Origin of the sequence: Shewanella marinintestina, from assembly GCF_023283845.1 — a bacterium.
Lineage (GTDB): Bacteria > Pseudomonadota > Gammaproteobacteria > Enterobacterales > Shewanellaceae > Shewanella > Shewanella marinintestina.
Genome location: NZ_JAKILC010000006.1, coordinates 90,708 through 104,645 on the forward strand (window position 1 = coordinate 90,708; position 13,938 = coordinate 104,645).

Consider the following 13,938-nt stretch of genomic DNA (forward strand, 5'->3'; position numbering starts at 1 on the left):
TTATTCACTCAAAAGATGTGTGTGAGATAAAAAAATGTCGATTAATTATGAAGCTGTATTAAGAGATTTACGTAAACAAGTTGGTGAACAAGCCGCAACTAACGACCCTGTACGCCGCTTTGCCTGGTCAACTGATGCCAGTTACTTTCGCATCGTGCCTGAAATCGTGGTGCATGCCGATACCTTAGAGCAAGCCAAACGCACCCTTGCCATTGCCCGTACTTACGGAGCACCTGTGACCTTTCGTGCTGCCGGTACCAGTTTATCAGGCCAAGCAATTGGCGAAGGTATTTTGCTAATTCTTGGCCATGATGGCTTTAGAACATTGACGGTTAGCGAAGATGCATCACAAATTACTTTAGGTACTGCCGTTATTGGCGCCGATGCCAACGCCGTATTAAAGCCATTAAATAAGAAAATTGGTCCAGATCCAGCAACTCTGGCTTCAGCAAAAATCGGCGGCATTGTGTCAAATAACGCCTCTGGTATGTGCTGTGGTACCGCGCAAAACAGTTACCAAACTATCGCTTCAGCCAAATTGCTGTTTGCCGATGGCACGGAGCTAGATACGGGTTGTGAAGCGTCAAAAGCGGCATTTAGTCAATCGCACCCTCAGCTTTTACAAGAACTAACCGAGCTGGCACAGTTAACGATTAACAACAGCACGCTTGCTGCACGAATTCGCAAAAAATTCTCCATTAAAAACACAACAGGTTATAGCCTTAACGCCTTAGTGGACTTTAGCGATCCTTTTGAGTTAATTAATCACCTAATTGTCGGCGCTGAAGGCACACTCGCCTTTGTAGAAGAGGTCACTTACAACACTGTTGATGAAGCACGCTTTAAAGCATCAGCCATGGCGGTATTTTTTAATATGGAAGATGCCGCGCGCGCCGTGCCACCCATAGTGGGCGATAGCGTAGCAGCAGCCGAGCTACTAGACTGGGCATCAATCAAAGCAGTAACCGGTAAAGCGGGCATGCCAGAATGGTTGGCCCAACTGCCTGAAGGCGCTGCAATCTTGTTGATTGAGTCACGCGCTAACGACAAATCAACGTTAGACAGTTATACCCAAGACGTTATCGCGAAGCTTGCTCATATCGAAACTGAGCGCCCTATTACCTTCAGTGATGACCCTGCTGTATTTGGCCAATACTGGGCAATGCGCTCAGGTCTATTCCCCATTATCGGTGGTGAGCGCCCTAAAGGCACCTCAGTTATTATTGAAGATGTTGCTTTTGAACTAGAACACTTAGCCGCAGCAGCAAATGATTTAACTGAGTTATTCCATAAGCATAATTACCCTGAGGGGGTTATTTATGGTCATGCTCTTGCGGGTAACTTCCACTTCATCATTACCCCAACGTTTAACTCTCAGGCCGACATTGAGCGCTTCCATGCCTTTATGCAAGACGTTGCCGAGATGGTGATCAATAAATACGACGGTTCAATGAAAGCCGAGCACGGTACAGGCCGGGCGGTGGCGCCTTTTGTTGAAATGGAATGGGGCAGCGACGCTTATACCTTGATGAAGCGTATTAAGCAGATTTTTGATCCTGAAGGATTATTAAACCCAGGTGTTATTCTTAACGACGACAGCCAGATTCACGTTAAGAATATCAAACCTTGCCCTGTGGTCGATGACTTAGTCGACAAGTGTATTGAATGCGGATTTTGTGAGAAAACCTGCCCTACCTCTGCACTGAATATGTCGCCGCGTCAGCGTATTGCAACCTTGCGTGAAATTGAGCGTCTAGAACAATCCGGTGACAAGCAAGCCGCTAGCGAAATGCGCGCGGCGGCAAAATATGACGTTGTTGATACCTGCGCTGCCTGTCAGCTCTGTACTATCGCCTGCCCTGTCGATAACAGCATGGGTAACCTTGTACGCAAACTGAGAACGCCATATATCAGTACTACAGAGCAAAAAGTACTCGACTTTCAAGCCAAACACTTTGGCGCGGTTAACCAAGTAATTAGCACTGGCTTCAATGCCCTTGGTACGGTGCACAAAATTACCGGTAGCGCGATAACTGGCGCAATAATGAAAGCCGGTCGCGTGGTAAGTAAAGAAGTACCTTATTGGAACCCTGATTTTCCAAAGGGCGGTAAACTGCCTAAGCTTAGCGCACCTATACCTGGTCAAGAAACCGTGGTTTACTTCCCGGCCTGTGGTGGTCGTACTTTTGGTCCGACACCAAAAGATCCTGATAATCGCAGCTTACCAGAAGTCATTGTCACCCTGCTTGAACGCTCAGGTTATAACGTGATCACCCCAGAGAAGACTCGCGACTTATGTTGCGGTCAAATGTGGGAATCAAAAGGTGATTTTAAAAATGCCGACGCTAAACGCATAGAGCTAATCGAAGCCGTAGCAGCTATGACTCAAGGTGGTAAGTTACCAGTAATTATCGACGCCCTATCATGTACCTACCGTACATTAGCCGGTGACAAATCGCTGACAGAAAAAGTAGAAATTGTCGATATGGTTGATTTCATCCATGACAAACTGCTTGATAGGCTGACTATTAGTCGTAAGAAGTCTGCAGTAGCCCTGCACTTAGGTTGTAGCGCACGTAAGATGAAGCTTGAACCTAAAATGGAAGCCATTATTGCGGCTTGTAGTCAGCAAACTGTTCGCCCTGCAGGTATAGATTGCTGTGGTTACGCCGGTGAAAAAGGCCTTTATAAACCTGAAATCAACGCCAGCGCCCTGCGTAATATTAAGAAGCTTATCCCAGTTGATGTCAGTGAAGGCTACTACGCTAACCGTATGTGTGAAGTGGGCTTAACTCAACACAGTGGTATCTCTTATCGTCATCTGGCGTACCTTTTAGAAGAATGTACCCGCTGATAATTACGTTAAAATAACTGTATCAACACCCAGTTAGGGGCAGCTCTTGCCCCTAACATTCCTTACCTCGCATAAACCTTCACCTCACGCTGACCCAACTAACCATTTTTAGATACCTCTTTACTCAATAAAGCCACAAACAGCCAAATTAACCTTGAAATACAATTAGATATATTGTTTTCATTTTTGCAAAAGTCGCTAGGTTTATTTACTAAATTAGCACTACTTTTTATAGGGGTATCGGCCTATATTTATTAAGTGAGTAAATAAAGGCGAATATCCGTTTGAGATGAAGTCGGCTTCTAGAGCAGGCTTTTTTGCGGTTACTTTTTACGGTTATTTCCTACGGTTAAAAGTCGCTAACAATGTCTGAAAAAATAGAAGAGAAACTACAATGAAGATAGCCCTTTTCATTCCATGTCTAGTGAATCAGATGGTTCCAGAAGTGGGGATCGCCACCTTAGAATTATTAGAAAAACTCGGTCATCAAGTCATATTGCCTCAAGGGCAAACCTGCTGCGGCCAGCCAATGACTAACTCTGGTTGCTATAACGAAGCCAAAAAAACCACCTTGAAATTGCTTAATGCTTTTAAAGGCGTTGAGTGTGATGCCATCGTGTGTCCTGCCGCTTCATGTCTTGTGGCGGCAAAAGAAAACTTTCACGAGTTTGATACTAGCCCTGAAGCACAAGCTGTGATTGATAAGCTGTATGAGCTTACCGAATTTCTGCACGATGTTTCTCCTATTCCAGCATTTAGCAAACCCTTCCCACACAAGATCAGCCTACAAATGAGCTGCCATGGCATTCGTATGCTGGACTTAGCGACCCCTAGCGAGCAAATGGGTCCGCGAATGAACAAATTCGAAGCCGTACTGGCTGCCATTCCTGAAATTGAAATTGTCTATCCAGACCGCCGCGATGAATGCTGTGGTTTTGGTGGTACTTTTGCCCTCGATGAAGGTGCTGTATCTGCCAAAATGGGCAAAGATAAAGCACAAGCCCATGCTGAAACGGGCGCAGCTTATGCTGTTGGCTTTGATCCATCTTGTTTACTGCATATCGATGGCATGGTGAGAAGGCAAAAGCTGCCGATAGAGACTCGCCATATTGCTCAAGTCATTAACGCCGCGCTTTAGGAGGACTTATGTCGACTTCAACATCAGCAGTTCATGCTCATAAAGCGGAGATTTTTTGTAAAGATGAATCTCGGGTAGATTGGCATTCAAAAGCACTTTGGATGCTACGTGAAAAACGTGACCGCGCAGCAGGGAGTTTGCCGGAATGGGAACAACTACGCCAAATCGGCTCAGAGATGAAACTGCATACATTGACCCATTTATCACAATATTTAGAAGAGTTTGAGCAAAACTGTCTAAATAATAATATTCAAGTGCACTGGGCCAAAGATGGCGCAGAGCATAACCGTATTGTGCACAACATTTTGGCCAAGCATGAAGTAAAAAAACTAGTAAAATCTAAGTCGATGCTTACCGAAGAATGTCACATGAATCCTTATTTAGAGGAGCGCGGCATTGAGGTGATTGATACCGATTTAGGTGAGCGTATTATTCAGCTAGCTGGCCAGCCACCATCACATATTGTGGTACCGGCGATTCATCTAAAAAAAGAGGAAGTAGGCGATCTATTCCATGACAAACTGGGTACTGATGCTGGCGCTTCTGACCCACTTTATCTAACTCGCGCCGCCCGTGCACATCTGCGTGAGCAATTCTTGTCGGCCGATGCGGCTATGACAGGGGTGAATATGGCGATTGCCGATAAAGGTGCTGTTGTGGTGTGTACCAACGAAGGTAATGCCGATATGGGCGCTAACTTACCTAAGTTGCAATTGCATTCGATGGGCATAGACAAGATAGTGCCGAATATTGATAGCGCGGCGGTTCTATTGCGTACGCTTGCCAGAAACGCAACCGGCCAGCCTATTACCACTTACAGCTCGTTTTATCGTGGCCCACAAGATGGCGGCGAGATGCATGTGATTATTGTCGATAACGGCCGTACAGATATGCTCAAAGACAAAATTTTAGCGGAATCATTAAAATGTATTCGCTGTGGTGGTTGCCTAAATACTTGCCCTGTTTATCGCCGTTCAGGTGGTTACAGCTACAACTACACCATTCCAGGTCCTATCGGTATTGCAGTAGGCGCTAAAAATGATGATACCAATTCAATCCCGTGGGCTTGTACTTTATGTGGTAGCTGCTCTTATGTGTGCCCAACTAAAGTACCACTAGATAAGATTATCCATCATCATCGACGCCTCAAAGCCGAAGCCGGCAAACTGCCTTATGGCAAAGCCAGTTACATGCCATTAGTAGGTAAGTTAATGGCCAGCGAAACCGCGCTTAACTGCTCAATGAGTGTGGCGCGTACAGCGCTTAAAATTCTACCGGGTAGCTTACTCAAGCCATTTTCAGGCGCTTGGGGAAAATACCGCGAGTTACCAGTAGCACCTAACTCAAGCTTTGAAGCTTGGTTTAAGAAAAACAGAGGCTAAAAACATGTCTAGCAAACTCGACATTCTTAACGCGCTAAAAAGCGCAGCGATTGCCCCTCAAGCTATGCCTGTTATCGACATCGCACCCCGTATCGATGATTTAGTGGGGCAATTTGAAACGAGCCTCAACACAGTTGCTGGCACTTTGCACCGCGAGGGTGGTTTAGCTAAGCTGCAAACTCAAGTTGATGAACATATTGCACAGGGCATGCAAATTATCTCTATGGTTGACGGTATTATAGGTAATCGTGAAGTCACCGATACAGCCCATCAACTGAGAGATATTGATTACGCGGTGATCCCTGGTGATTTAGGTGTGGCGGAAAATGGCGCTATCTGGGTCAATAATAAAAACCTAGGCCATCGTGTTACGCCGTTTATCTGTGAAAACCTGTTTCTCGTACTAGAGGCGAACACCATTGTGGCTAATATGCATCAAGCTGCGAGCCGTATAACGTTGGATTCAGGTGAGTTCGGTACTTTTATCGCAGGACCATCTAAAACAGCTGACATTGAGCAAGCCTTGGTTGTTGGCGCCCACGGCGCCTGTAGTCTTAACGTTTACTTGGTGTAGCCTAACCACCATTGAGCAAAATCAAAAAAGCCCTAATCTCAATTAGGGCTTTTTCATCAGCTGTGAACACGACACAAACTGATCAGTACTTTACCTTTTCTCGATATAATACTCTAACTGAACCCTCACCTCTTTGGCCTCAACCGCTTTACCATCAACAAACTTAGGCGCATAACGCCATTGCTTTAATGCCAGTAGTGACTCAGTTGCAAACTTTTCACCGCCAATCGTATCAATAACAACTGGATCTTTTACAAAACCCATTTCATCTATGGTAAAACTCAGCTGAGCGGAGCCACTCTTACCCATGCGAGCGTAAGATATCGGATAATCGGGATTTTTGCGAAACAGTGGCGTTGGCTCAATATCCTCTTTCCAAGGCTTCATACTACCAATCGCAATACAATGCTGAGTCGACTTTTCACTTTCGCCATCAAGCTCATAAATCTGTACTAACTTGGCATGAGCGGCCAACTCGTATGGGTGATTATAATCAAGCTTTTGAAATTGCGTAATAACAGCTAAAAATAGCGCTTCGGATTCATCATAATCTTTTTCGGCAAAACGTATATTTGCTACTCTAAAGCTGTTGAGTACTCGCTTCATCGCATCTTCTGGAAGCAATTCACTGTAGGCCTCATGCGCATCAAACGCATAATTGCGCACCTTACGGGTGTAATAACGTGAATTTACTAATCGCTCAAAATAAGCCATCTTAGTATCTGCTATGACCATTGCATTATCTGAGTCTTCGGCGATATCAAGTGCATCATCTAGATATTCACGAGCATATTTTTTACTGCTGGCGTCACTTAATCCCAAAAGTGGATCGATAAGCTCGATGCCATCGTCACCATAACGCTCACGGTAAATTTTTAATGTCTCTTCATAAAGCTCAAATGCTTGTGGTTGTAGCACTTTCGCCTTCTGTTTTACCTCTTTTTCAAAGGTTTGCTTAGACATATTAGCAATTAACGCATTGCCAGCATTTAACGCTAAATTACCGGTATTTATACTGTCAGCGCCAAACTTAACCTTACCTAGCTCATAAGATTGCAATGCATAACGCTCTGTGTCGGCTTTATTTTTTTCTGTTACCGCGGTTTGATACGCTGAATATACATCGCCAAATTCAGAGGCATAAGCGGCTGCAGTTACTGTAAGCGCACTCGTTAATATAGCAGCTTTAAATAGATTAGATTTTATTGAAGTCTTAAACATGAAAAGTCCTTATTTCATCAAGCACTACTGCTATTGGTTATGTTTGTTCTTCTGTCAATTGCTTAAATTTCACTAATGCAACTTTCGCATGAGGGACAATGAAAATCAACCGCGGTTATTACAGCCACAAAGCGGCGATTGTTAATTAACGGCATTTATCATTTTCTAACTAAGCCATAAACTTGCTATTAGTTCGCTTCATTATCCACGCCATCCAAATCACCAAAATCGTGCTGCAAGTCGCTAATGAAATCCACACACCCGGCACCCCAAAAGCCCAGGCAAACACATATAAAATGGCAGCGAATAAAATCAGTTTTGCACCCGTTAAAATAGAGGCTTCTTTTGAGTAATTAATTGCTTGGAAAAATGATGCCCCCACAAGTAATAAACCTTCCATCGGTAAGCCCCAGAAATACCAGCGCATGCCCTCGGTGGCGATTGGCGTGAGTAAGGTGTTATCGCCAGCAAAAATATACACAAACAATTGCGGCACTGAATAGATAAAGATAAGCCCTAGCGCCGCACATATTAGCGTAACAGTGAAAGCCATTTTTAATGCCTGCTTCACTCTATCAAAGCGTTTTGCCCCAGCATTAAAACTCAAAATAGGCTGTACGCCAAAGGCGATACCTTCAAATAGCAGGTAGAAGAAAGCTTCGGTATAACTAACCACGCCATAAGCTGCCACGTGCAAAGGTGTGCCCACCGTAAGAAACGCCACATTGTGTAATGTCAGTACCACGGTCAGATACATGTTCATTAAAAAGCTTGGGGTGCCAACACGGATAATATTGATGCAGTGATCCCACTTCAGCTTCATCTGCTCAAGGTTAATTCCTAACTCAGTTCTGCTGGAAAAAAAGTGCTGCAAACACAAGGCGCCGGTAAAAGCTTGAGAAACCATGGTGGCAATGGCGGCCCCCATTAGTCCATAGGGGAATACCACAATGAATAGCCAATCAAGGATGGTGTTTAGTACGCCACCTAAAATTAATACACAGGTGACGAATCCCGGGCGACCGTCATTACGTAAAAGTGCGCTAAACGCCATCGACACGATGGGGAATATACCTAAAGCGAAATACCAAAACAGATAGTCATCAGCGCTATTTAGCACCTCGCCTTCTGCGCCAAGCAAAACCAAAATGTCTCTTGAAAAGTAACAGCCTAATACAGTGGTGATAAGCCCAGATATAAGGCATAAACTAAAGGTGTTGCCCAAGATCCGCCGTGCAATATGTGGCTCACCTTGACCTTGATGAATGGAGACTAACGCCGCTCCGCCCATACCTAAAGTCGCACCGATAGCATAGAGAATGGCCGCAATTGGGTAAGCCAAAATCATACCAGCCAGCCCCACCTCGCCTAGATAGTGGCCAATAAACATACCATCAATGGTGACGTAAATTCCGGTCACTAACATAGATAAAATAGTAGGAATGCTATAGCGCCAAAACAGTTTAGCGATAGGCTCTGTCACCATAGGTGATTCTTTATTTACAGGCTCGATATTACCAACGGCGACTGTGTGTTCTGTCATGATAATGCTCTAATTATTATTTTATTTATCAGGTCGCTAAATTTTTATTTTTAAGTGCCGCTGTCAGTATTACAACCACAATGCAATTATGCACCTAATCGAGTTGCAGCTTGTAATAATGCCGCCTCGATGTCTTGAGGGTTTACTTCTGACATAGACAACAACTCAATGCGAGAGTCCATTGCATCATCAAGTTCAACAACCGATAGCTCACCATCGACACCATTAAAACCGGCAATGCCCTCTTCGGTGATCATTACCGCTTTAACTCGTGCAACCTGTAAGCTTTTAATAAAAGATAGGATCTGGTCAAAGTCGAATTCATAACTTGGATCAAACACCCAACCATAGCTATAAAAACCATCACCTTGATTAAGCTTACATAGGATCCCACGAGGATCAAATTGCACTATTTGCTCAGGTTCAGCCGCTGAAAATAGTGGGCTATAATTAATATCCACTAACCTTGGTGTGCTCGCAGGCTGGATAACCGAGCCAATAACGGCTTTCGTCGTATGAGTTGTTTGATGAGGCTGTGACAATAGCGCCATCACCTGAGCAATACTTTCATCTGCCTGTTGTAAACTCCACGGCACGATTTCTAGCTGATGATTCTCTAACTGATGATTAGCAAGCTGATCATCGATATTATTTGCCTGTCGTACTCGCGCCAAATAGTCAGTTAGTTGACCGAGTGATGATGCTGCATAACGATCAGATTTGCTGGCAATTACAGCATCAGCCACCTGTAATTGCTGATTAAAAATCTCATGCTCTGTATAACGAGTGTCAGACAACTTTCTGGCATCCACTAAAGTGATACAGGCTTTCATCGCCAACACTTGCTGATAATGTGGCTGAGTGAGTACCTTTAGTACCTCTTTAGGATGCCCTAAACCTGTTGGTTCAATCAGTAATCTATCTGGCTTCGCTTTAGCAATAAGCTGGTTTATTGCCACCTGCATAGGAACGCCGGCTGCGCAGCACATACACCCACCAGCCACTTCTTTAATTTGAACCTTAGCCTCGGTGCTATCTATCAGTCCTGCATCAATGCCTACTTCACCAAACTCATTAACCAACACCGCCCATACCTCACCTTCAGGCTTATGGCGTAACAGGCTTTTAATTAAAGACGTTTTACCGACACCTAAAAAACCGGTAATCACATTCGTTGGAATAATTTTGTGGATCATGGCTTTGACTCAGCTATTTTCAAATTGGCACAGAGTCTAATCGTTAATACACGAAGTTGTCACCCTACTAACAAGGATTGTACTGATTTTATCAATGTTTAGAGCTGGCTATAACTTCGTCAAAATCTACAGCGTATGCTATGTTGATTACAGGGGAAATCAGCGATTTACCGATGGAGCGACGCCAATCTATGTCCGTTAAACTACTCTATGCGCCACTCTTGCTAATGGCGAACTTGCTAATGGCAATAGTACTTGCGCCCCCATGTGATGCAGAGCAATGGAGCGATGTAAATACTCCCGTATTAACAGAAGCAAGCCAAAACATCGACGCCAAGGTGAACGCTCTTCCAGAGTTACACCTTGCCACAATTCGCAGTCAAAATAGCGCAGCTAACCTGCTATTAAGCGTATTTAACCAACAACAAGCTCATTGCCAACTACTAAAAAACCAATTACAGAGTTATAAAGCCACTCCCAGTGCGGTTAACTGGGCTCAGGTCAATAGTACTAAGTTATCACTCGACAGTTTAAACAGAAATAAGGCTGAATTACTGCAATATGTAAGCCCGAGAATTTATGACAAATTCACAGGCTTTGGCCCTGATGGTGTTAGGCAAATCCTGCTTGAAGCTCAAAGCGCAGAGGCGGTGCTGAATTTTCAGCTCGTGTCACAATTAAAAAACCTCACTGACTTTACAGCAGACTTAACAGTATCTCCTTTCCCTCTTTTAGTGCTCATCGTTAAGTTAATTATCATTTTTGTCATACTGAGATGGTGGCTCAATATTGGGCCTAGGCTTATCTTGGCTCAGCTAGAAAAAAATAAATCGGTACGAGTAAAAAGAGAACCACTAAGCGGTATTTTTTGGCGATACCTAAATAAAATACACAAAACGTTAGCGTGGTTTATTGCCATCTCATTGGCGATGAGTTTATTAGAAGCTTTGCCGGGATTTAACAGTGTTAGCTATTTAAAGATTATCGTTAACTGGGCATTTTCTGCCGCCATTATTATTCGCTTACTCAGCGAATTTACCGCCCACCATAGCCACCACAATAATAAGTCTGAGATTGTTACTTTACGTGTTGCCACCCTCAAACGCTGGGTATGGTTAATCATGGCCGCGGGGATCACCTTAAAATCCACCGCCCTCAGTGTTTATCAAGGCACTATTTACGCCTGGGTTGAAACAGTTATATTGCTACTGCTGCTCATCTTACTCATTAAGACACTCGTCGATTGGCGTAGTATTGTTTTCAAGCAATTAAGCTTAGATGATGATCATCCGGATTACATTGCTTGGGCAATAAAAGTCCAAAACAATTGGCTATTGTCACCTGTTGCAACGCTACTGGGTATTTTCAGATTATTTTACCTGCGTGCTTTCCAAGAACTGTTTAATAACCTCTCACGCTACCAAGCCTTTAAGCATGCAATAGCCTACTTTTTCAGAGTGGAAGTGGCCAAACAAAGCTTAGCCGATAAAGAAAACAGCAATATGGTACGTATAAAAGGTGACGATACCTTTTTATACGTACAACCTGGCCATGAAGACAGTGAGTTAATTGAAGATTACGCAAAAAACGAACTAGATGAACTGGCACAATATGTTCTTGCCCCTATCCCCGCGCTAGCATTGGTTTACAGTGAACGAGGTTTAGGCTTAACCACACTTTTCAAGCAGCTACTGCACCGGTCGAAATCAGAACACGCTATCTATGTAAATTGCCCTTACGGTGGCTATACACCGCTTATTGCTGAAATTAATGCATCGCTTGGTCTAGAAGGGGAAGCCAATGAGGCCGAACTCATCAGCCATCTGCGCCAATCAGAATATAGATACATCCTATGCATTGATAATTGTCAGCGCCTAGTGAGTCCGAAAGTGAACGGGCTCACCGACTTAATGAAGCTCAGTAAATTATTACGGCGCGGTAGAAACCAACATGGCGCCGTTATCGGCATGGAGCAATCAGCATGGCGCTTTATTGATCGCGCCCGTGGAGAGCGTTTGTTATTCGACAAAGTCATTGCTATGCCGCGCTGGAACGAAAAGCAAATAGCCGCCTTACTGTGTAGCAGAATAGATACCGAAGGAGAATATGCCTTGAGTTTTGCCGGATTAAAACTGCCTCGGCAATGGGATGAGCAAGATCTCAGTGAACTGCAACGAGCAGAGCAAGGATTTTACCGTATTCTATGGGACTACTCTGACGGCAATCCTACCGTTGCACTGCGATTTTTTAGAATGTCGCTACATAAAGATAAAACTAACGGTAACGTGTTTGTAAGGATCTTTAGTGCCCCTGATGCCAAAGAATTAGAAACCATGCCTAAACCTATGTTGGCTGTCCTGCGTGCGATTGTGCAGCTGGAGGTAGCCTCAGCTGAAGAGCTATCTGACTGCACCCAGTTAGGCTTTTCTGAAGTGCTTAATACCCTGCGTTATTTTCAAAATCGCGGTTTTGTTGAGCTCGTTGATGATAAAGCCCGCATATCCGCCCATTGGTTTAGATATATAACTAACACGCTCCATAATCAGCACTTATTGGTGAAATAGATGAAGATAAACCACCTCTTTAGGTTATTCGTCAGCGGCGCTTTATTATGTGCAGCCCTGCCAGCCTACGCCGAATCAAGCCCTGCGAACCTAGATAGCCTGACTGAAATCGCCAGCTTGATCCGCTGGAGCGGCGTATTCATGTCGCTTATCGTGGTGTTTATTGCCTGGCTAATGCTTAAGTTTACCCAGAACTTGGTAGATTCAATCGGTAATCAATTTGCACAACGGCGTATGCTAGCGCAAAAGCTGCAATCCTTCTTTCAGTTCTTTGTTTATATGACCGCAGGGATCTCGGTCTTCATGCTCAGTTTTCGAGTCGATGATAGAGTACTCACTCTTATTGGTGGCACCTTGGCGGTATCAATTGGTTTTGCGATGAAAGATCTCGCCGCCTCGTTTATTGCAGGCTTAACGGTAATGATAGACAGGCCGTTTCAAGTCGGTGATAGAGTGACATTTGAAGGCCACTATGGCGACATCGTCACTATCGGCTTACGTTCAGTACGTATGCAGACTCTAACCGATGACATTATCACGATCCCCAATAGCAAGTTCTTAAGTGACGTGGTGATTAGCGGTAATTACGGTGCTTTAGATATGCAGGTGGTGATCCCGTTTTATGTCGCCCTTGACCAAGATCTTACCTTAGCCAGTGATATCATTCGTGAAGCGGCTGCATCAAGCCGCTATATCCACCTACCTAAGCCAATAGTTGTCTTAGTTAAACAAGATATTAGCGACAGCTATTTTGCCATCAAACTAACGCTGAAAGCCTATGTGCTAGATATAAAATATGAAAAGCTATTTGAGACTGATATAACCCTTAGAGTAATGCAAGAATTTAAAAAACAAAGTATCTGCCCGCCAACAATCATACAAAGCACTAAAATTTCTCGCTAATGATGTGCAAAGAAACTGTTGTTATTAACCTAATGAAAAACAGCGTAACGTCAAAAGCGCAAATAAATTGCAGCCATTATCGCTTATCAGCCTTTGCAATAACGGCTTAAACCACAACCTTGCTTTAGCGGATCTCAGTTGATGTAATGACGATTAATATAATCACACCAAAGGTCAGAATCTTTAGAAGGGAGATTAGCTTTCCCTCTTATGCCAAGTTTAAATTCAATCACTGAGCGCCATTCAAGCGAGCCAAGATCGGGACCATGTCCTTGACCATCGCCAGAGGTTAACTGCTGCTCAACTTTTGCAAACCAAGCTTGATTACAGCTATTGTTAGGCCCTTCATCAGCGCCGTTTGGCGAAGTTTTACTCTGTTGCAAAACGGCGTTGTTATTCTCTGGCGCAGGTACTGACTTTTCGCCGCAGCCTGTCAGTAAACCAATTAAAACCGTCAGCACACAGATCTTTAGTAACTTGCTCAACTCTGACTCCTGTTGTTGATTTATCACCCATAAAAAAAGTGAACATACCTTAGGTATATTCACTTCTTTAGCATACTG

At 44.0% G+C, this 13,938-nt stretch carries 10 protein-coding genes; 6 read left to right on the top strand and 4 right to left on the bottom strand.

The window, feature by feature from the left end:
• Positions 1 to 34: 34 nt before the first annotated feature.
• From L2747_RS08395 to L2747_RS08410, 4 genes are all read left to right on the top strand, one after another.
• Positions 35 to 2,854 carry an FAD-binding and (Fe-S)-binding domain-containing protein gene (locus L2747_RS08395; RefSeq protein ID WP_248998619.1) on the top strand — a complete coding sequence of 940 codons (2,820 nt, stop codon included), beginning with the start codon at positions 35 to 37 and terminating at the stop codon, positions 2,852 to 2,854.
• A gap of 394 nt (positions 2,855 to 3,248) precedes the next feature.
• Positions 3,249 to 3,992 carry a (Fe-S)-binding protein gene (locus tag L2747_RS08400; RefSeq protein ID WP_248998620.1) on the top strand — a complete coding sequence of 248 codons (744 nt, stop codon included), beginning with the start codon at positions 3,249 to 3,251 and terminating at the stop codon, positions 3,990 to 3,992.
• An 8-nt stretch (positions 3,993 to 4,000) separates the two neighbouring features.
• Entirely contained in the window at positions 4,001 to 5,374 is a 1,374-nt protein-coding gene (locus L2747_RS08405) for a lactate utilization protein B (protein WP_248998621.1), read from the top strand.
• A gap of 4 nt (positions 5,375 to 5,378) precedes the next feature.
• Complete coding sequence (locus L2747_RS08410; RefSeq protein ID WP_248998622.1) at positions 5,379 to 5,948, top strand: LutC/YkgG family protein; 570 nt, start codon at positions 5,379 to 5,381, stop codon at positions 5,946 to 5,948.
• A 90-nt stretch (positions 5,949 to 6,038) separates the two neighbouring features.
• Here the strand turns inward: L2747_RS08410 and L2747_RS08415 are convergent, their stop codons facing one another.
• The 3 genes from L2747_RS08415 to L2747_RS08425 all read right to left on the bottom strand — a co-directional run bounded on the left by L2747_RS08415 (position 6,039) and on the right by L2747_RS08425 (position 9,908).
• Positions 6,039 to 7,169, bottom strand: coding sequence for a TonB family protein (locus tag L2747_RS08415; RefSeq protein ID WP_248998623.1), 1,131 nt, complete (start codon positions 7,167 to 7,169; stop codon positions 6,039 to 6,041).
• A gap of 169 nt (positions 7,170 to 7,338) precedes the next feature.
• Complete coding sequence (locus L2747_RS08420; RefSeq protein ID WP_248998624.1) at positions 7,339 to 8,712, bottom strand: MATE family efflux transporter; 1,374 nt, start codon at positions 8,710 to 8,712, stop codon at positions 7,339 to 7,341.
• Positions 8,713 to 8,798: 86 nt separating this feature from the next.
• Entirely contained in the window at positions 8,799 to 9,908 is a 1,110-nt protein-coding gene (locus L2747_RS08425; RefSeq protein WP_248998625.1) for a CobW family GTP-binding protein, read from the bottom strand.
• 140 nt (positions 9,909 to 10,048) lie between these two features.
• Here L2747_RS08425 and L2747_RS08430 point away from each other — a divergent pair, with 140 nt between their 5' ends.
• On the top strand, positions 10,049 to 12,472 hold the full coding sequence (locus L2747_RS08430; protein WP_248998626.1) for an AAA family ATPase: 2,424 nt from the start codon (positions 10,049 to 10,051) through the stop codon (positions 12,470 to 12,472).
• The gene (locus L2747_RS08435) at positions 12,473 to 13,375 is read left to right on the top strand and encodes a mechanosensitive ion channel family protein (RefSeq protein WP_248998627.1); all 903 of its coding nucleotides are present in this window, start codon (positions 12,473 to 12,475) and stop codon (positions 13,373 to 13,375) included.
• Positions 13,376 to 13,509: 134 nt separating this feature from the next.
• On the opposite strand, the gene L2747_RS08440 is transcribed toward L2747_RS08435, so the two are convergent.
• Positions 13,510 to 13,860: a hypothetical protein gene (locus L2747_RS08440; RefSeq protein ID WP_248998628.1), complete on the bottom strand. Its 351-nt coding sequence runs from the start codon at positions 13,858 to 13,860 to the stop codon at positions 13,510 to 13,512.
• Between the last annotated feature and the right edge of the window lie 78 nt (positions 13,861 to 13,938).